The following is a 17,580-nucleotide window of genomic DNA, read 5'->3' as shown; positions in this document are numbered from 1 at the left end:
TTTGTAACCCGCCTGAAACCGGCGGTAACGAAAGAGGATAAACCGTGTCCCGTATTATTATGCTGATCCCTACCGGAACCAGCGTCGGCCTGACCAGCGTCAGCCTTGGCGTCATCCGTGCTATGGAACGCAAAGGCGTTCGTCTGAGCGTCTTTAAGCCAATCGCCCAACCGCGCGCGGGTGGCAATGCGCCAGACCAGACTACCGCTATCGTTCGTGCAAACTCGTCTGTCCCGGCGGCTGAACCGCTGAAGATGAGCCACGTTGAATCTCTGCTGTCCAGCAATCAGAAAGATGTGCTGATGGAAGAGATCATCGCGAACTATCACGCGAACACCAAAGATGCGGAAGTGGTGCTGGTTGAAGGCCTGGTTCCGACGCGTAAACACCAGTTCGCTCAGTCTCTGAACTACGAAATCGCGAAAACGCTGAATGCGGAAATCGTCTTCGTGATGTCTCAGGGCACCGACACCCCGGAACAGCTGAATGAGCGTATCGAACTGACTCGCAGCAGCTTCGGCGGCGCGAAAAACACCAACATCACCGGCGTTATTGTTAACAAACTGAACGCACCGGTTGATGAGCAGGGCCGTACCCGCCCGGATCTGTCTGAGATTTTCGACGACTCTTCCAAAGCGAAAGTGGTGAAAGTCGATCCGGCTAAACTCCAGGAATCCAGCCCGCTGCCGGTTCTGGGCGCGGTGCCGTGGAGCTTCGATCTGATTGCAACCCGTGCAATCGACATGGCGCGTCACCTGAACGCTACCGTTGTGAACGAAGGCGATATCAACACCCGTCGCGTGAAGTCTGTCACGTTCTGCGCGCGCAGCATTCCGCACATGCTGGAGCACTTCCGTGCGGGTTCTCTGCTGGTGACTTCTGCTGACCGTCCTGACGTACTGGTTGCGGCTTGTCTGGCGGCAATGAACGGCGTGGAAATCGGCGCTCTGCTGCTGACCGGCGGCTACGAAATGGACGCGCGCATCTCTAAACTGTGCGAACGTGCTTTCGCAACCGGCCTGCCGGTATTCATGGTGAACACCAACACCTGGCAGACCTCTCTGAGCCTACAGAGCTTCAACCTGGAAGTTCCGGTTGATGACCATGAGCGTATCGAAAAAGTTCAGGAATACGTTGCTAACTACATCAACGCTGACTGGATTGAATCCCTGACCGCGACCTCTGAGCGCAGCCGTCGTCTGTCTCCACCTGCATTCCGCTACCAGCTGACCGAGCTGGCGCGTAAAGCCGGTAAACGTGTCGTTCTGCCGGAAGGCGACGAACCGCGTACCGTTAAAGCGGCAGCCATCTGTGCTGAACGTGGCATCGCGACTTGCGTCCTGCTGGGTAACCCGGAAGAGATCAACCGCGTTGCCGCCTCTCAGGGCGTAGAACTGGGCGCTGGTATTGAAATCGTCGACCCGGAAGTGGTTCGCGAAAGCTATGTCGCTCGTCTGGTTGAGCTGCGTAAGAGCAAAGGCATGACCGAGACCGTCGCCCGCGAACAGCTGGAAGACAACGTGGTTCTCGGTACGCTGATGCTGGAACAGGATGAAGTTGACGGTCTGGTTTCCGGTGCGGTTCACACCACGGCAAACACCATTCGTCCGCCGCTACAACTGATCAAAACAGCACCGGGCAGCTCTCTGGTCTCTTCCGTGTTCTTCATGCTGCTGCCGGAACAGGTTTACGTTTACGGCGACTGCGCGATCAACCCGGACCCGACGGCAGAACAGCTGGCTGAAATCGCCATCCAGTCTGCGGAATCCGCAATTGCCTTCGGCATCGAACCGCGCGTTGCGATGCTCTCCTACTCCACCGGCACCTCTGGCGCAGGCAGCGACGTAGAGAAAGTGCGTGAAGCGACCCGTCTGGCGCAGGAAAAACGTCCTGACCTGATGATCGACGGCCCGCTGCAATACGACGCCGCAGTCATGGCTGATGTTGCGAAATCCAAAGCGCCGAACTCTCCGGTTGCAGGTCGCGCGACCGTGTTCATCTTCCCGGATCTGAACACCGGTAACACCACCTACAAAGCGGTACAGCGTTCTGCCGACCTGATCTCCATCGGGCCGATGCTACAGGGTATGCGCAAGCCGGTGAACGACCTGTCCCGTGGCGCGCTGGTAGATGATATCGTCTACACCATCGCCCTGACCGCGATTCAGTCTTCACAGCAACAGCAGTAATCTGCTTTGTGTGCCGGATAGCGACGCTAAGGCGTCCTTATCCGGCCAGCACTTCATATCTAAGGTCTGGAAATAGCGATTATTTCCAGATTTTTTATGCCCGCCGAACCGGCATGAACGAAATCCGATTTTCCCGCTTAGCTGCGCTGTATCAATGAATAACTATTCCTCTGTTCGCATAATTATCTCTTTGCCTTGCAACAGGGATAGTGTGTTATGTCCGCAGTAACAGAATCGCAATCGCGGCCTGCCAAAAAATGGGCGATGCCCGATACGCTGGTGATTATTTTTTTCGTCGCCATTCTGACCAGTCTTGCCACCTGGGTTGTTCCCGTCGGAGTGTTCGACAGCCAGGAGGTGCAGTATCAGGTTGACGGGCAGACGAAAACCCGCAAAGTGGTCGATCCCCACTCTTTTCGTATTCTCACCAACGAAGCCGGTGAAGCGCAGTATCACCGCGTCCAGCTCTTTACAACCGGCGATGAAAGACCCGGCTTAATGAATTTCCCGTTCGAAGGATTAACCTCCGGTTCTAAATTCGGCACGGCCGTCGGCATCATCATGTTTATGCTGGTGATCGGCGGCGCGTTCGGCATCGTCATGCGTACAGGCACTATTGATAACGGTATTCTGGCGCTGATACGCCATACGCGCGGCAATGAGGTGCTGTTTATCCCGGTGCTGTTCATCCTCTTCTCACTGGGCGGCGCGGTTTTTGGTATGGGGGAAGAGGCCGTCGCCTTTGCGATTATTATCGCGCCACTGATGGTGCGCCTGGGCTATGACAGCATTACCACCGTACTGGTCACCTATATCGCCACCCAGATTGGTTTTGCCAGTTCATGGATGAACCCGTTTTGCGTCGTGGTCGCGCAGGGGATTGCGGGCATACCGGTCCTTTCCGGCTCAGGCTTGCGCATTATTGTGTGGTTCGTTTCCACGCTGATTGGTCTTCTTTTTACCCTGACCTATGCCGCGCGGGTGAAAAAGAATCCCCATCTGTCGCGCGTCCATGAATCCGATCGCTATTTTCGTGAGAAGCAGGACGAAATCGCCCAACGTCCTTTCACCACAGGCGACTGGCTGGTGCTGATTGTGCTGACCGGAGTGATGATTTGGGTTATCTGGGGAGTGATTGTTCACGCGTGGTTTATTCCTGAGATTGCCAGCCAGTTCTTCACGATGGGCGTGGTCATCGGCATCATTGGGGTTATTTTCCGCCTCAACGGTATGACGGTGAACATCATGGCCTCCTCGTTCACCGAAGGCGCCAGAATGATGATTGCCCCGGCCTTGCTGGTCGGCTTCGCCAAAGGTATTTTATTGCTCGTGGGCAACGGCGAGGCGGGCGACGCCAGCGTGTTAAATACCCTGTTGAACAGTATTGCTCACGGCATTAGCGGTCTGAACAACGCTGTCGCCGCATGGTTTATGCTGCTGTTTCAGGCCGTATTCAATTTCTTTGTCACCTCCGGTTCCGGTCAGGCGGCGTTAACAATGCCGCTTCTGGCTCCGTTAGGCGATCTGGTAGGCGTAAACCGTCAGGTTACGGTACTGGCCTTCCAGTTTGGCGATGGCTTCAGTCACATCATCTATCCAACGTCCGCATCGTTAATGGCGACATTAGGCGTGTGCCGGGTCGATTTTCGCAACTGGCTGAAGGTTGGCGCGACGCTGCTGGGGTTGCTGTTTATCATGTCCAGCGTGGTGGTTATCGGCGCGCAGTTGATGGGATACCATTGATCAAAAATGCCGGATGGCGACGCTGGCGCGTCTTATCCGGCCTACGAGTCAGGTTATTGTAGGCCGGATAAGCGGTAGCGCCATCCGGCAACAACACATCATTATTACAGCAGCGTTTTCGCCGCTTCCACAATGGCCTCTGCGGTCAAACCATACTCCTTCTGCAAGAAATCCTGCGTTCCGACCTGACCATAACGCTCTTTAACGCCGACGCGGCGCATGGGCACCGGGCACGTTTCAACCAGCACTTCAGCCACGGCCGACCCAAGTCCATTATGAATGCTGTGGTTTTCACAGGTGACGATTCGCCCGGTTTTCTCCGCGTAATTTTTCACCAGCATGCGGTCGATAGGCTTGAGAGTAAACATATCGATAACCGCCGCGTTCACGCCATCCTGCTCCAGCTGGCGCGCCGCCTCCAGCGCCTCGGCAACCATAATGCCGTTGGCAATCAGCGTGATATCACTGCCTTCACGCAGAACATTCCCTTTACCGATGGTGAACGTCGATCCCGGCGCATAAATGCTCGGGGCCTGTTTGCGGATGGTTCGAACCCAGTAAAAACCCTCAAGCTCGATAAGCTGGCGCAAAATATCCTTAAACATGACGGCATCGGTCACTTCCAGCACGACCGAATGCACCAGCCCGCGCACAATGCCCATATCTTCAAAAGACATATGGGTGCCGCCGTTATGGCAGGCAGTCACGCCGGCATCCGACGCGATCACCTTGACGTTGTTGCGCTGGTAATCGAGTGACATAAACAGCTGATCAAAACAGCGACGGCTGGCAAAGGCGGTGAAGGTATGGACAAACGGTTTGCGTCCGGTGAGAGATAGCCCTGCCGCAGTGCCGATCACATTGGCTTCCATAATGCCGCAGTTGATCACATGCTGAGGATAATCCCTCGCAACGCCGTCCATTGCCATAGAACTCATGAGATCCGCCTCAAGTGCGATAATCTGGCTTCCGGCCTCTATCTGCTCCGCCACAAATCCGGCGTACACTTTACGCATTTCCATGCTCTCTTTTTGTCCCGCGGGTGCAACCTTAATCATGCGCGGCCTCCAGTTGGCGAATCGTCTCGTTAAGCGCCTTTTTCATCTCATCGGTCAGACGCAGGTGGTGGGAGTTGCTTAATTGCTCCAGGTAGGGCACGCCCTGTCCTTTAATACTGTCGAGGATCACCACGCGCGGACGGGCATCCGCCGCCGGAACCGGCTGAACGACCTCCAGCAGCCGGGCAATGTCATCGCCTTTCACGGTGACAACATCAAAACCGAAAGCGCGGAATTTCCCTTCCAGATCGAACGGGCAAATAATCTCATCCAGTTCGCCGTCCAGCTGCTGCTTGTTCCAGTCGATAAACACCGTCAGGTTGTTCAGGCGATGATGGGCGATAAACTGAAACGCTTCCCAGCACTGCCCTTCATTCAGCTCGCCGTCGCCGACGATACAAAATACCCGATTCGGGCGCCCGGCAAGTTTGTGCGACAGCGCCATCCCCCCGGCAATCGAGATCCCCTGCCCCAGTGAACCGGTCGTCGCATCCACGCCGCGCGTTTTTAACCTGTCTGGATGGCTCGGCAAACGGGTGCCGTTCTGGTTAAGCGTGTTCAGTTCTTCTGTCGGAAAGTAACCTTTAATCGCCAGCGTGCTGTAGAGCGCCGGGCCAGCATGACCTTTAGACAGCACAAAGTAATCGCGCTCCGGCCAGTCGGGGTCGGCCGGGTCAATCTTCATCACCGCGCCGTACAGCACCGCCAGCGTCTCCACTACCGACATGCTGCCACCGTAGTGGCCAAAGCCAAGCTGCGTCAATGACTTAAGAGTGGCAACGCGAATATCGCGCGCCAGTTGAGTAACTTCATTCACATTCATAATTTGGCTCCGGTATTCTCCTGCGTGTTACCCCCCGCAGATTTGTTTTTCGCAAACACGTTGTACGCCACCAGCAGCACGAACAACGCCACAACAAGCCCTGTGATGGCAAGCGGCGACAGGTAGCGCGCCAGATTGCCCAGCACAATCCCCACTGCGCCGAAATCAGCGTCTGAGAAGGTCGTATTCGCAAAGCCGATCGCCCCCAGCACGGGCAGCAGCAGAACGGGCAGGAAAGTGATCAACAGACCGTTGGCAAATGCGCCGATCATCGCGCCGCGCCGCCCGCCAGTGGCATTACCAAATACGCCAGCCGTCGCACCGGTAAAGAAGTGCGGCACCACGCCCGGCAGGATCAGCACCAGCTTCATCTGTCCGAGCAGGAACAGACCGACCAGGCCGCCGAGGAAGCTAAACAGGAAGCCAATCAGCACCGCGTTAGGCGCATACGGATAGACGACCGGGCAGTCCAGCGCCGGGCGGGCGTTCGGCACCAGTTTTTCTGAGAATCCGGTAAAGGCCGGTACGATTTCCGCCAGAATCAGACGTACGCCCTGTAGGATGATGAACACGCCCGCCGCAAAGGTGATCGCCATAATGATGGCGTAGACCAGGTAGTTCTGACCGCCGCTGAAGGTGCTCTCGACATATTCACGCCCCGCGCTCACCGCCATGATCAGATAGATAATCATCATGGTCAGAGAGATAGAGATCGAACTGTCGCGCAGGAAGCTTAAGTTTTTAGGCAGGTTCATCTCTTCGGTAGAGCGGGAACCTTTACCACAAAGGCTGCCGATCCAGCCGGACAGCACATAACCCAGCGTGCCGAAGTGACCAAACGCGATATCATCAGTGCCGGTGATACGCTTCATATAGCGCTGCGCCAGCGCCGGGAAAAAGGCCATCACCAGCCCCAGAATCAGCGATCCGGTAAAGACGAGACCAACGCCGTCAAAACCGGCAACCGTCAGGATTACGCCGATCATACAGGCCATATAAAACGTATGGTGTCCTGTCAGAAAGATGTATTTCAGACGGGTAAAACGGGCGACCACAATATTTGCCACCATGCCAAAGGCCATGATCAGCGCCGTAGACGCCCCATATTTTTCCAGCGCGATGGAAACAATCGCTTCGTTATTTGGAATAATCCCCTGGATATTAAACGCATGTTCAAACATTCCGCCAAGTGGATTTAAAGACCCGACCAGTACCGTTGCGCCGCCGCCCAGTACAATAAAACCTAAAATAGTTTTAATCGTGCCTTTCACCACATCGGAAAACGCTTTTTTCTGCGCGACAAGGCCAATTAAGGCAATTAACCCCACCAGCACCGAGGGCACTTTTAAGATATCAACAACAAAATTCAGCGTTTCAAGGATAAACATATCCGCCTCGCTTGCAATAAGGTTATTGTTTGGCGAACCAGGCGCGCAGCTGCGCTTCAAGTTCATTAATATCGATAATGTTATTAATCACCACCAGCTGGCTTTCCGGCACGCTGGCGCTGGCGGCAATATCTTTCGCCATGACAAACAGATCCGCAGCGCCAGGCGTCGCCGAGGAGAGGTCGGAATGCTCAACATCGGCATCAATTTCAAGCTTCCTGAGCACTTTTTTAATATTCATTTCGACCATAAAACTACTGCCCAGGCCAGAACCGCAAATAGCCATAATTTTCATTATCATCACCTTCTTTTAAGTAGAGTACGCCCGCATCACGCAGGCGCGTAATGTGTCAGGTAATTCGGAATGCGTAATTAAATTAGAAACGTGCGATTATTGTTTTTATTTCCTCCAGCGACTTCGCCTGATGTAATTTATCCATATCGTCATCGCTGGAAAATAACTCTGCCAGCGCCGAAATCATTTCAATATGGCTGTGTTTGTCGGGTGCCGCGAGCATCACGATGATATCCACCGGATCGAACTCGCCCGCCCCAAATGAGACACCCTGCTCCAGCTTTAACAACGACAAGCCTAATCCCTTTGCTCCCTCTTCCGGTCGCGCATGCGGCATCGCCAGACCCGGCGCCAGAACGTAATACGCGCCCAGCTTATGATGCTGCTCAACAATCGCCGTCACATATTCAGGTGTGATAACGCCAGCATCCAGCAGCGGTCTGGCACATATTTCCAGCGCCTGCGGCCAGTTTTCTACCCTCGCCTGCCGCATGATGGTTGCATCAGTTAGCCAGTGATTGAGCACATATCCTCCTCGCGTGATTGCCAGATATGAGCAAACTTTATTCAAGCGCTGAAACCTTATCTGTGATCATATTCACAAAGATAGCGCTATCAAAAGTTATCAGTCAGATATGTGATAGCGCTATCAAAATACAATCAACGCATGAAATCACAGCCTTAAACCGGATTTAAGGCGTATACTGCTATTCCCGTGAAGCGATGAATGACAATAAAAAAACATCTCAATACGTTGTAATTGCGCAGGAATCTGTATGTCTATAACTCGAAAACGGCGTAGTACTGGTAAGGTGACCATCGCCGATGTTGCTCAGCTTGCCGGTGTCGGCACCATGACCGTGTCCCGTGCGTTACGCACGCCTGAGCAAGTTTCCGATAAACTCCGGGAAAAAATCGAAGCCGCAGTGAATGAACTCGGTTATATGCCCAATCTTGCCGCAAGCGCGCTGGCTTCCGCCTCGTCACGAACCATCGCGATGGTCGTCCCGAACCTCACGGAAGCCGGTTGTTCAGAAATGTTTGCCGGACTTCAGCAAGTTTTACAGCCTGCGGGATACCAGATTATGCTGGCGGAGTCCCTTCACCATCTCGAACAGGAAGAGAAACTGCTGGAGACGCTGCTGGCCTCCAACATCGCCGCCGCCATCTTACTCAGCGTCGAGCACAGCGACACGGTGCGTCACTGGTTAAAAAACGCGTCGATTCCGGTGATGGAAATTGGCGCCATTCGTACCGATCCGATCGATATGAATATCGGTATTGATAACGTCGCGGCAATGTACGAACTGACCGAAATGCTCATTCAGCGCGGTTATCAGAATATTGGCCTGCTTTGCGCCAATCAGGAGCAGTGGATCTTTCAACAGCATTTGCAGGGCTGGTACAAGGCGATGTTGCGCCACCATATGTCGCCCAATCGCGTGATTAACGCCGCCCTGCCGCCAAACTTTTCCACCGGCGCCTCGCAGCTTCCCGAATTTATTCTGGCGTGGCCCGAGCTGGACGCGCTGGTGTGCGTATCCGATGAGCTGGCTTGCGGTGCGTTATATGAGTGCCAGCGCAGACGGATCAAAGTCCCTGACGATCTGGCGGTGGTAGGATTCGGCGACAGCGATGTGAGCCGGGTTTGTCAGCCGCCGTTAACGACAATGGCCGTACCGCATCGTAAGATAGGCCTTGAAGCCGGACGCGCGCTGCTGGAACGTCTGAAGGATGGCAACTGGAGCGATCGGAAACAGATCGCCTCCAGTTTATGCTTGCGGGATAGCTGTTAGAGACCTTATTCCGTCTCTTCTTGCTTCTCTTGCTTTGCCGATTCATTGTTGGCATTGCGGGTCATCCACAACGCCAGCGCTTTCAATGAGTCCGGGGTGAACTCATCGCAACGCGCCGTAATTTCTTCCGGCGTCAGCCAGCAGACTTCGCTGACCTCTTCTTCCTGAAGCGCGAATGGCCCATGAGAAACGCAGCTAAATAACCCGCCCCAGACACGGCAATTATCATCTTCAAAATAGAACTGACCGTGCTCAGCAAACGGCACGCCTGCGATACCCAGTTCTTCTTCCGCTTCACGTCGTGCAGACTCCAGCAGTTGCTCATCGGCCTGCACCACTCCACCTGCGGTGGCATCTAACATGCCGGGCAAAAAGTCTTTTGTCTCAGTACGGCGTTGAACCAGAATTTTGCCCATACCATCATGCACGACGATATACGTTGCACGATGACGTAAGCGCTGCGCTCGCATTTGCTCCCGGCTGGATTGCGCAATGACTTCGTTCTCTTCATTCACAATATCCACCCATTCAGTACTTGCCAAACGACGCTGTTCCACCATCAGGAAACCTTCTTTTTCTGGCGCTCTTACGGCGCATTTACAATTGTGGGGTAAATTACGGATTAATCGCGACCTGCGCAATGATACTTTGATCATTGAGTGCGATTACGCTCAAAACATTATCATCCAGAATGCCGTAGCTTGCTGCAAACCCACCTTTCGGGATGCTGACTGAGCCTGGATTAAAGTGATACAGCTCGCCGCGTTTTTCAGCGACCGGCAGATGAGTATGCCCATAAGCAAGAACGTCGCCCGCATTTAACGCGGGTACATTATCCGCCCCGAACAGGTGTCCGTGGGTCAGGAAGATGCGCCGGTTTTCCAGCAGCACTTGCTGCCACGGCGCGGTTATCGGGAAATGGAGCAGCATCTGATCCACTTCGCTGTCACAGTTTCCCCGTACCGCAATAATACGCGCCGCCTGCTCGTTCAGGCGTTCTGCCACCTGCGCCGGTGCGTAGCCTTCCGGCAGCGCGTTACGCGGCCCGTGATAAAGCACATCACCCAGTATCACCAGCCATTGCGCGCCACTTTGCGCAAACCGTTCAAGTACGCGCTCTGTCGCAGGTAACGAACCATGAATGTCCGATGCAAACATCAGTTTCATCACTCACTCCTCGTCATAAAAAACCGCTCTATGATACTGGATTATACGCGGATTATCAGCCGGAACGCTTTGCGGAAAGCGCAATAAAACGTTGAACGGAGGCGCGCTGCCACTGGAATGCTGCATATTCCGCCAGTGCCTCAGGAATCTCGTCGCCGTTCAGTACGAGGCGGTTAAGCATGAGCGCCAAATCGGTATCCGCAATACACCATTCGCCAAATAAATTCGGCTTACCGTGAGCGAGCAAACCACTGGCCGTCGCCACCAGTTTTGCCGCGCTCTCTTTCCCCGCTTCGCTTAACGGGCCTTTCCTGGCCGCCGCAAAGACCACATCCGTCGAACGTTCCTCGCGAATGGGCATTAAATCACTGCGTAACCACGCCTGAATCTGGCGCGCGCGGGCGCGTTTTTGCAGATCGTGCGGGTAGATGCGCTCCCACTGCGGCGGCGCAAAGCGATCTTCCAGATACTCGGTAATCGCCGACGACTCGCTAAGTTCGAAGCCATCGATTTCCAGCACCGGGACGCGGCGCGTTAACGCGTAGCCCTGCCATGAGGGCTGCAAATGCTCGCCGCTGCTCAGGTCAACGGTTTTGAGGCTAAAAGGCAGTCCTTTCTCCTGCAAGGCAACATAAACGGATAAGACGTAAGGAGAGAAAAAGTTAGCGTCTGACCAAAGCGTAATCTCGGGTTTGCTCATAATGTCCTCTTCGTTCTTTGGGCTTTCTCTCAAAATATAGAGTCTTTCGCATACTGTCACCTGATGAAAACTCATACTGAGCCCGGCAACAGAACGCGCAAGACTGTGGCCTTAGCAGAAGCCTGAGAGTCAGAGCGAATAACGCGGCCGGGTTCTCGTGTATCATGCAAAGGTTCAACCATGGAGGACGCCTGCAATGTCACAACCTGACGCTATTATTCGTATAAAAAACCTTCGTCTGCGCACGTTTATCGGTATCAAAGAGGAAGAGATCCTCAACCGCCAGGATATTGTTATTAACGTTGCCATTCACTATCCGGCGGAAAAAGCCCGCGTAAGCGAGGACATCAACGACGCGCTGAATTACCGCACCATCACAAAAAACATTATTCAGCATGTGGAGAGCAACCGATTCTCGCTGTTAGAAAAATTAACTCAGGATGTGCTCGACATCGCACGCGAACATCACTGGGTCACTTATGCTGAAGTAGAGATCGACAAACTTCATGCGCTGCGTTATGCCGATTCCGTCTCCATGACGCTCAGCTGGCGACGTTAAGCGCTATCCGGGAGGAAACATGCAGATTCTGATTACCGGCGGTACTGGCCTGATAGGACGTCACCTGATTCCCCGTCTGCTGGCGCTGGGGCATCAGGTGACGGTCGTCACACGGAGTCCCGATAAGGCGCGTCAGCTTCTCGACTCCCGGGTTGCGCTGTGGAAAGGGCTGGAGGACAGGCAGAACCTCAACGACATAGACGCCGTGGTCAACCTTGCTGGCGAGCCTATCGCCGACAAACGCTGGACTGCGCAGCAAAAAGAGCGTTTGTGTCAAAGCCGCTGGTCCATCACGCAAAAGCTGGCGGATTTGATCAACGCCAGCGAGACGCCCCCGGCCGCGTTAATTTCCGGGTCTGCCGCAGGCTATTACGGCGATCTGGGCGAAGTTGTCGTAACGGAAGAAGAGCCGCCGCATAACGAATTTACCCATAAGTTATGCGCGCGTTGGGAGCAGATTGCCTGTAGCGCGCAAAGTGATAAAACGCGCGTTTGTCTGCTACGCACCGGCGTCGTCCTGGCGCCGGAAGGCGGCATTCTGGCCAAAATGATCCCGCCGTTTCGCCTGGGGCTGGGAGGGCCAATTGGCAATGGGCGTCAGTATCTGGCCTGGATCCATATCGATGATATGGTAAACGGTATTCTCTGGCTGCTGGATAACGACCTGCGCGGCCCGTTCAATATGGTTTCGCCTTATCCGGTTCGTAATGAACAGTTCGCCCATGCGCTGGGTCATGCGCTGAACCGCCCCGCAATCCTGCGCGTTCCCGCGACCGTCATCCGCCTGTTAATGGGGGAATCATCGGTACTGGTGCTGGGCGGACAGCGCGCATTGCCAAAAAGACTGGAGGCGGCGGGGTTTTCATTTCGCTGGTACGATTTAGAAGAAGCGCTGGCCGATGTGATCCGTTAAACCATTCACCTGGTCACTGTAGCCATTCCAGTGGTAAGGTAGTATGCCTGACTTCTGGAATGGCGATTTTATGGCGATAATAACCACCTCCCGATTGACCCTCTCCCTTTTTCAACCTACTGACTGGTCCTTTTTTCTCGCACTGCGTGAAAACCCTGAAATCATGCGTTATATGGCTGATATCACACCGGAAAAAGACACTCGCCTGCTGTTCGCCCGTCGCCTCGTCTCAAAGCATACCTTCGTCATCCGCCTGCATAACAGCGATAAGCCTTTGGGCGACATTGGCTTACAAATTAGCCACCATTATCCGCAGGAAGCCGATATCGGCTATACGGTGCTCCCGGAAGCGCAAGGGAGAGGGATCGCCACAGAAGCCTTATATGCCGTCTGCGATTACGCCTTTACGCATACCAGCGTGAAAGCGATAAATGCCTATGTGCTGGCAGAGAATCACGCGTCTGTGCGCGTGCTGGAAAAGCGTGGTTTTACGCGGACTCAGGTGCTGGAAAACGCCTATGAGGTGAACGGCATCCGGTATGACGAATGGGTATACCGTCTGGAAAGCGAAATGGGGCGATAATCGCCGGATGGCGGCGATGCCTTATCCGGCCTACGTGTCGGCCCGGTAAGCACAGCGCCACCGGGCAAAATTGTTTCTCTGAGCGACGGATAAACCGCTACTTCAGCGAGCCTTTCAGGAACTGTTGCAAACGCGGGCTTTGCGGGTTGCCAAATACCTGCTCTGGATCGCCTTCTTCTTCGATTTTCCCCTGATGCAGGAAAATCACATGGGTGGAAACATGGCGGGCAAACCCCATTTCATGCGTCACCACCACCATCGTTTTCCCCTCTTCCGCTAACTGCTGCATGATACGCAAGACTTCGCCTACCAGTTCGGGGTCAAGCGCCGATGTCGGCTCATCAAACAGCAGCACCTCAGGTTCCATCGCCAACGCGCGGGCAATTGAGACGCGCTGCTGCTGACCACCTGAGAGGTGTACCGGGTATTTTCCCTGCGCACGTTCATCAATACCGACTTTCGCCAGGTATTTCACCGCACGCTCGCGCGCTTCATGTTTGCTTAATCCCAGCACCTGAATCGGCGCTTCCATAACGTTCTCCAGCACCGTCATGTGGCTCCAGAGATTGAAGTGCTGAAATACCATCGTCAGGCGCGTACGCAGCAGCCGCAGCTGGTTTTTATCGGCGACCTTGAGCTGGCCGTCTTTATCACGCACCAGGGAAATATTCTGGCCGCTCACCACAATCGATCCTTCGCTCGGTTTTTCGAGGAAGTTAATACAGCGCAGAAAGGTACTCTTACCGGAGCCAGACGATCCGATAATACTGATCACATCTCCGGCGTTAGCCTGTAGCGATACCCCTTTCAGCACCTCGTGTTCGCCGTAGCGCTTGTGCAAATCGATAACGTTTAATTTATTCTCAGACATCGTATTCTCAGTGCGTTGAAGAAGGTTTCACGTGCTGGAGCCAGCGCTTTTCCGCTTTACGGAACAGGCTAATCAGGACATACGAAATAATCAAATACAGCACAGCGGCAATGCCGAATGCGGTAAACGGTTGATAGGTTGCCGAGTTAATATCACGGGCGATTTTCAGCAAATCCGGCACCGTCGCGGTAAACGCCAGCGCGGTTGAGTGCAGCATCAGGATCACTTCGTTACTGTATGCTGGCAGCGCGATACGCAGCGCGGAAGGTAAAATAATACAGCGATACATTTTGAACGATGAGAAGCCATACGCCCGCGCCGCTTCAATTTCCCCGTGCGGTACTGAACGGATGGCGCCAGCGAAAATCTCCGTGGTATAGGCGCAGGTATTCAGCGTCAACGCCAGAACGGTACAGTTAAGACCGCTACGGAAAAACGCGTTGAGGAGATCGGTTCCTTTCACGATCTCCAGCGTGTACATCCCGGAATAGAACACCAGCAGTTGCACATACAGCGGCGTACCACGAAAAACATAGGTAAACAACCAGATGGGGAACTGGATAAATTTGTTGCTGGAAACGCGGCCAATCGCCAAAAACAGCGCCAGAATGCCGCCCATCACCACCGAGGAGATCAGCAACCACAGCGTAATGGCCACGCCGGTAAAGCGATAGCCATCGCTCCAGAGCAGGGATTTCCAGTACTCCTGAATAATCTCGATCACAGGTCAGCCCTCTTCACACCCACGGAGTAGCGGCGCTCGAGGAACAGCAGCACACCATTGGAAACCGTTGTAAATACCAGATAAATCAGCCCGCACACTACGGCGAAATAGAATGGCTCCCAGGTGCTCTTGCCGGCCAGCTGCGTAGCTTTGACCACATCTTCCAGCCCGAGCAGCGAAACCAGCGCCGTCGCTTTGAGGATAACCTGCCAGTTATTACCAATCCCCGGTAAGGCGTAGCGCATCATCGCCGGGAACATAATCCGCCGGAATATTTGCGAACCGGTGAAACCGAATGCCGTCGCCGCTTCAATATGCCCTTTGGGCACCGCCATAAACGCGCCACGGAAGGTTTCCGTAAAGTACGCGCCATAGATAAAACCCAGGGTGATAATACCGGCGACCATCGGATCAATATCAATCTGCCCTATTCCCATCGCGTCGGTCACCGCATTGAGCGCGATTTGCAACCCGTAGAAAATCAGCAGCATTAAAACCAGATCCGGCACCCCGCGAATCAGGGTGGTATAGCCTTCGAAAATAAGTCCCGTCACCCGGTTTTGCGAAAGTTTCGCGCCCGCGCCGACAAGACCGATCAGCACGGCCAGCACAACTGAGCTGAGGGCCAGCTCAAGCGTGACAAGCGCGCCCTGAAAAATAACACCTGAAAACCCGTACAACATGCTGCCTGTCCTGTCGTGTGTGGTGAGTAAGACGCCTCTTTTGATCTCAGTCGAACCGTTAAATGCCGGATGGCGGCTTTGCCTTATCCGACCTACAAAATCTCTGTAGGACTGATAAGCGCAGCGCCATCAGGCATAAAATCAGCGCGTCAAAAATCTGCGGGCGTTATCTGCACCAGCGGCGATTAACCGCCGTAAACATCAAAATCAAAGTACTTTTTCGCCAGCTTCTCGTAAGTACCGTCAGCACGCATTTCCGCAAATGCTTTGTTCAGGGCTTCGCGCAGTTCGTTATCCTCTTTGCGCAGCCCCATACCCGTACCCACACCGAACAGTTTCTCGTCTTTCACCGACGGGCCGCCGAATTTGTAATCTTTGCCTACAGGCTGCTTCAGGAAGCCTTCGCTGGCTGCGACTTCATCCTGGAAAGCGGCATCGATACGCCCTGCCGTCAGGTCGGAATAGATATTGTCCTGACCCTGGTAAGAGACGATTTCAATGCCTTTCGGCGCCCAGTGCTCATTACCAAACGTTTCCTGCGTGGTGCCCTGCAATACGCCAACACGCTTGCCTTTCAGGGACTCAACGGTCGGCTGAATATCAGAATCTTTGGCGACGACCAGGCGAGAGTCTGCTGCATAGAACTTGTCGGTAAACGCGATTTCCTGCTGACGCTTTTCGGTGATGGAAAGCGAGGACATGATGGCATCGATTTTCTTCGCTTTTAACGACGGGATCAGCGCATCCAGCGGGTTTTCCACGAAGGTACATTGTGTATTAATGCGTTTGCACAGCTCTTTGGCCAGATCGATATCAAAACCGACCAATTCACCCTGTGCATTTTTCGATTCAAAAGGGGCATAAGTCGGATCGGTACCGATACGAACTTTTTGCGGAATGGCTGCAAATGCTGCGGTAGCACTGGAGAAAGCCAGGACCAGAGAAAGAGACAACACCAGTTTTTTCATAACTATCCTCAACAGACTGTCTTTTATAGGGGATCTTTACAGGACCAGGTGCAGTTATCGTGCCATTAATCGGGCCGACAAGGCAAAGCATTCTACCCTGTCAGCCGGTTTATTTTGCATGAAAAGCGCTTAAGTATGCATTCATGCTCATTTTGACAGCGACAAACGCACCATGATGGTGCAAATCTCTCATCACGCACCGTGATGGTTAACCAAAACGGTGCGCAACACTCCCCCGCAGCGACCTGTCAGTCGCCGTAGACGTTAAAGTCAAAGTACTTTTTCGCCATCTTGTCGTAGGTGCCGTCAGCACGCAGATCGCTCAGCGCTTTATCAAACGCCGCTTTCAGCTCGGTATCGTCTTTACGCAAGCCAACCCCGGTGCCGTCGCCAAAGTACTTTTTATCTTTCACGGAAGGACCGGCAAACGCATAGTCCTTGCCCGCAGGCTGTTTGAGGAACCCTTCGCTGGCCGCAACTTCATCCTGCAATGCAGCATCAAGACGGCCCGCCGTCAGGTCGGAATAGATGAGATCCTGGTTCGCGTAGGCCACAACATCCACGCCTTTGCTGCGCCAGTTATCATTCGCATAGGCTTCCTGAGTGGAGCCTTGCAGTACGCCAACGTGCTTGCCCTTCAGCGAGTCAATCGTCGGCTGGACAGATGAGCCTTTCGCGGCAATCAGGCGCGAGTCGGCGGCATACAGTTTGTCGGAGAAGGCAATCTCCTGCTGGCGTTTCTCGGTAATGGAGAGCGATGAAATGATGGCATCGATTTTCTTCGCTTTCAGGGAAGGAATCAGCGCGTCAAAATCGCTACCGACCCAGGTGCATTTGATCTGCATACGCTTGCACATCTCATTGCCCAGATCGATATCAAAACCGACAAAATCCCCTTTGGCATCTTTCGATGAGAAAGGCGCATATGTCGCGTCTGTACCAATACGAACCGTCTGCGGTAGCGCTGCGTAGCTGGCCGCCGTTGCGGAAAGTCCTACCAGCAAAGACAAAGCGAGAACTGTCTTCTTCATACATAACCCTCAAGTGGCGTAATTTTATTATGTTTTGCATTGTGTTGTGTGTTTGCAGACTTTTTCATGCAGGTCTTATGCCATTTTCA

At 53.9% G+C, this 17,580-nt stretch carries 19 protein-coding genes; 6 read left to right on the top strand and 13 right to left on the bottom strand.

The annotated features are described in order from the left end of the window. The first annotated feature begins 44 nt into the window (after positions 1–44). On the top strand, positions 45–2,189 hold the full coding sequence (gene pta / locus OGY62_RS16425) for a phosphate acetyltransferase (RefSeq protein WP_024130156.1): 2,145 nt from the start codon (positions 45–47) through the stop codon (positions 2,187–2,189). Positions 2,190–2,405: 216 nt separating this feature from the next. Further along, complete coding sequence (gene yfcC, locus OGY62_RS16420; protein WP_112001884.1) at positions 2,406–3,932, top strand: putative basic amino acid antiporter YfcC; 1,527 nt, start codon at positions 2,406–2,408, stop codon at positions 3,930–3,932. Between the two features lie 104 nt (positions 3,933–4,036). Here yfcC and OGY62_RS16415 read toward each other — a convergent pair whose 3' ends face one another. The 5 genes from OGY62_RS16415 to OGY62_RS16395 all read right to left on the bottom strand — a co-directional run bounded on the left by OGY62_RS16415 (position 4,037) and on the right by OGY62_RS16395 (position 8,022). After that, on the bottom strand, positions 4,037–4,990 hold the full coding sequence (locus OGY62_RS16415; protein ID WP_200075601.1) for a transketolase family protein: 954 nt from the start codon (positions 4,988–4,990) through the stop codon (positions 4,037–4,039). Then, positions 4,983–5,813 (bottom strand): transketolase, encoded by an 831-nt coding sequence (locus tag OGY62_RS16410; protein WP_049008599.1) that lies wholly within the window; start codon positions 5,811–5,813, stop codon positions 4,983–4,985. Before OGY62_RS16410 ends, OGY62_RS16415 begins: the two co-directional genes overlap by 8 nt. Further along, positions 5,810–7,201 carry a PTS ascorbate transporter subunit IIC gene (locus tag OGY62_RS16405; protein ID WP_012131474.1) on the bottom strand — a complete coding sequence of 464 codons (1,392 nt, stop codon included), beginning with the start codon at positions 7,199–7,201 and terminating at the stop codon, positions 5,810–5,812. Before OGY62_RS16405 ends, OGY62_RS16410 begins: the two co-directional genes overlap by 4 nt. Before the next feature lie 22 nt (positions 7,202–7,223). After that, positions 7,224–7,496, bottom strand: a complete 273-nt coding sequence (locus OGY62_RS16400) for a PTS sugar transporter subunit IIB (protein ID WP_024130155.1) — start codon at positions 7,494–7,496, stop codon at positions 7,224–7,226. Positions 7,497–7,578: 82 nt separating this feature from the next. Continuing rightward, positions 7,579–8,022, bottom strand: coding sequence for a PTS sugar transporter subunit IIA (locus OGY62_RS16395; protein WP_024130154.1), 444 nt, complete (start codon positions 8,020–8,022; stop codon positions 7,579–7,581). A gap of 250 nt (positions 8,023–8,272) precedes the next feature. Between OGY62_RS16395 and OGY62_RS16390 the strand changes: the two genes are divergently transcribed. Further along, positions 8,273–9,292, top strand: a complete 1,020-nt coding sequence (locus OGY62_RS16390; RefSeq protein WP_012131471.1) for a LacI family DNA-binding transcriptional regulator — start codon at positions 8,273–8,275, stop codon at positions 9,290–9,292. Positions 9,293–9,297: 5 nt separating this feature from the next. Here OGY62_RS16390 and yfcD read toward each other — a convergent pair whose 3' ends face one another. The 3 genes from yfcD to yfcF are packed head-to-tail and all read right to left on the bottom strand — an operon-like array spanning position 9,298 to position 11,159. Then, positions 9,298–9,852 carry an NUDIX hydrolase YfcD gene (gene yfcD / locus OGY62_RS16385; RefSeq protein WP_058667767.1) on the bottom strand — a complete coding sequence of 185 codons (555 nt, stop codon included), beginning with the start codon at positions 9,850–9,852 and terminating at the stop codon, positions 9,298–9,300. A gap of 55 nt (positions 9,853–9,907) precedes the next feature. After that, positions 9,908–10,459 (bottom strand): phosphodiesterase, encoded by a 552-nt coding sequence (gene yfcE, locus OGY62_RS16380; protein ID WP_047462326.1) that lies wholly within the window; start codon positions 10,457–10,459, stop codon positions 9,908–9,910. A gap of 55 nt (positions 10,460–10,514) precedes the next feature. Beyond that, the gene (gene yfcF / locus OGY62_RS16375; protein WP_047462323.1) at positions 10,515–11,159 is read right to left on the bottom strand and encodes a glutathione transferase; all 645 of its coding nucleotides are present in this window, start codon (positions 11,157–11,159) and stop codon (positions 10,515–10,517) included. 196 nt (positions 11,160–11,355) lie between these two features. On the opposite strand from yfcF, the gene folX reads away from it, so the two are divergent. The 3 genes from folX to OGY62_RS16360 all read left to right on the top strand — a co-directional run bounded on the left by folX (position 11,356) and on the right by OGY62_RS16360 (position 13,214). Then, positions 11,356–11,718, top strand: a complete 363-nt coding sequence (gene folX / locus OGY62_RS16370) for a dihydroneopterin triphosphate 2'-epimerase (RefSeq protein WP_012131467.1) — start codon at positions 11,356–11,358, stop codon at positions 11,716–11,718. Between the two features lie 19 nt (positions 11,719–11,737). After that, positions 11,738–12,631 carry a TIGR01777 family oxidoreductase gene (locus OGY62_RS16365; RefSeq protein ID WP_012131466.1) on the top strand — a complete coding sequence of 298 codons (894 nt, stop codon included), beginning with the start codon at positions 11,738–11,740 and terminating at the stop codon, positions 12,629–12,631. 70 nt (positions 12,632–12,701) lie between these two features. Further along, the gene (locus OGY62_RS16360; protein WP_049008706.1) at positions 12,702–13,214 is read left to right on the top strand and encodes a GNAT family N-acetyltransferase; all 513 of its coding nucleotides are present in this window, start codon (positions 12,702–12,704) and stop codon (positions 13,212–13,214) included. A 97-nt stretch (positions 13,215–13,311) separates the two neighbouring features. Here the strand turns inward: OGY62_RS16360 and hisP are convergent, their stop codons facing one another. From hisP to argT, 5 genes are all read right to left on the bottom strand, one after another. Beyond that, positions 13,312–14,085, bottom strand: coding sequence for a histidine ABC transporter ATP-binding protein HisP (gene hisP, locus OGY62_RS16355; RefSeq protein WP_049008687.1), 774 nt, complete (start codon positions 14,083–14,085; stop codon positions 13,312–13,314). Between the two features lie 7 nt (positions 14,086–14,092). Then, positions 14,093–14,809 carry a histidine ABC transporter permease HisM gene (hisM, locus tag OGY62_RS16350; protein ID WP_012131463.1) on the bottom strand — a complete coding sequence of 239 codons (717 nt, stop codon included), beginning with the start codon at positions 14,807–14,809 and terminating at the stop codon, positions 14,093–14,095. Further along, positions 14,806–15,492, bottom strand: a complete 687-nt coding sequence (locus tag OGY62_RS16345; RefSeq protein WP_012131462.1) for a histidine ABC transporter permease HisQ — start codon at positions 15,490–15,492, stop codon at positions 14,806–14,808. The genes hisM and OGY62_RS16345 overlap by 4 nt, the downstream gene beginning before the upstream one ends. Positions 15,493–15,677: 185 nt before the next feature. Continuing rightward, entirely contained in the window at positions 15,678–16,460 is a 783-nt protein-coding gene (gene hisJ / locus OGY62_RS16340; protein WP_012131461.1) for a histidine ABC transporter substrate-binding protein HisJ, read from the bottom strand. 248 nt (positions 16,461–16,708) lie between these two features. Further along, on the bottom strand, positions 16,709–17,491 hold the full coding sequence (gene argT / locus OGY62_RS16335; RefSeq protein WP_012131460.1) for a lysine/arginine/ornithine ABC transporter substrate-binding protein ArgT: 783 nt from the start codon (positions 17,489–17,491) through the stop codon (positions 16,709–16,711). Positions 17,492–17,580: the final 89 nt, after the last annotated feature.

Origin of the sequence: Citrobacter sp. CK198, from assembly GCF_030333295.1 — a bacterium.
In the GTDB taxonomy this organism is placed as follows: Bacteria; Pseudomonadota; Gammaproteobacteria; order Enterobacterales; family Enterobacteriaceae; genus Citrobacter_B; species Citrobacter_B koseri.
The sequence above is the reverse complement of the archived record's forward strand: the minus strand, read 5'-3'. Positions and strand labels throughout refer to the sequence as shown.

Excerpts from the sequence above, each read along its gene's own strand:
- yfcC (WP_112001884.1), top strand. The coding sequence starts at position 2,406 with ATGTCCGCAGTAACAGAATCGCAATCGCGGCCTGCCAAAAAATGGGCG.
- OGY62_RS16415 (WP_200075601.1), bottom strand. The coding sequence starts at position 4,990 with ATGATTAAGGTTGCACCCGCGGGACAAAAAGAGAGCATGGAAATGCGT.
- OGY62_RS16410 (WP_049008599.1), bottom strand. The coding sequence starts at position 5,813 with ATGAATGTGAATGAAGTTACTCAACTGGCGCGCGATATTCGCGTTGCC.
- OGY62_RS16405 (WP_012131474.1), bottom strand. The coding sequence starts at position 7,201 with ATGTTTATCCTTGAAACGCTGAATTTTGTTGTTGATATCTTAAAAGTG.
- OGY62_RS16400 (WP_024130155.1), bottom strand. The coding sequence starts at position 7,496 with ATGAAAATTATGGCTATTTGCGGTTCTGGCCTGGGCAGTAGTTTTATG.
- OGY62_RS16390 (WP_012131471.1), top strand. The coding sequence starts at position 8,273 with ATGTCTATAACTCGAAAACGGCGTAGTACTGGTAAGGTGACCATCGCC.
- yfcD (WP_058667767.1), bottom strand. The coding sequence starts at position 9,852 with ATGGTGGAACAGCGTCGTTTGGCAAGTACTGAATGGGTGGATATTGTG.
- yfcE (WP_047462326.1), bottom strand. The coding sequence starts at position 10,459 with ATGAAACTGATGTTTGCATCGGACATTCATGGTTCGTTACCTGCGACA.
- yfcF (WP_047462323.1), bottom strand. The coding sequence starts at position 11,159 with ATGAGCAAACCCGAGATTACGCTTTGGTCAGACGCTAACTTTTTCTCT.
- folX (WP_012131467.1), top strand. The coding sequence starts at position 11,356 with ATGTCACAACCTGACGCTATTATTCGTATAAAAAACCTTCGTCTGCGC.
- OGY62_RS16365 (WP_012131466.1), top strand. The coding sequence starts at position 11,738 with ATGCAGATTCTGATTACCGGCGGTACTGGCCTGATAGGACGTCACCTG.
- OGY62_RS16360 (WP_049008706.1), top strand. The coding sequence starts at position 12,702 with ATGGCGATAATAACCACCTCCCGATTGACCCTCTCCCTTTTTCAACCT.
- hisP (WP_049008687.1), bottom strand. The coding sequence starts at position 14,085 with ATGTCTGAGAATAAATTAAACGTTATCGATTTGCACAAGCGCTACGGC.
- OGY62_RS16345 (WP_012131462.1), bottom strand. The coding sequence starts at position 15,492 with ATGTTGTACGGGTTTTCAGGTGTTATTTTTCAGGGCGCGCTTGTCACG.
- hisJ (WP_012131461.1), bottom strand. The coding sequence starts at position 16,460 with ATGAAAAAACTGGTGTTGTCTCTTTCTCTGGTCCTGGCTTTCTCCAGT.
- argT (WP_012131460.1), bottom strand. The coding sequence starts at position 17,491 with ATGAAGAAGACAGTTCTCGCTTTGTCTTTGCTGGTAGGACTTTCCGCA.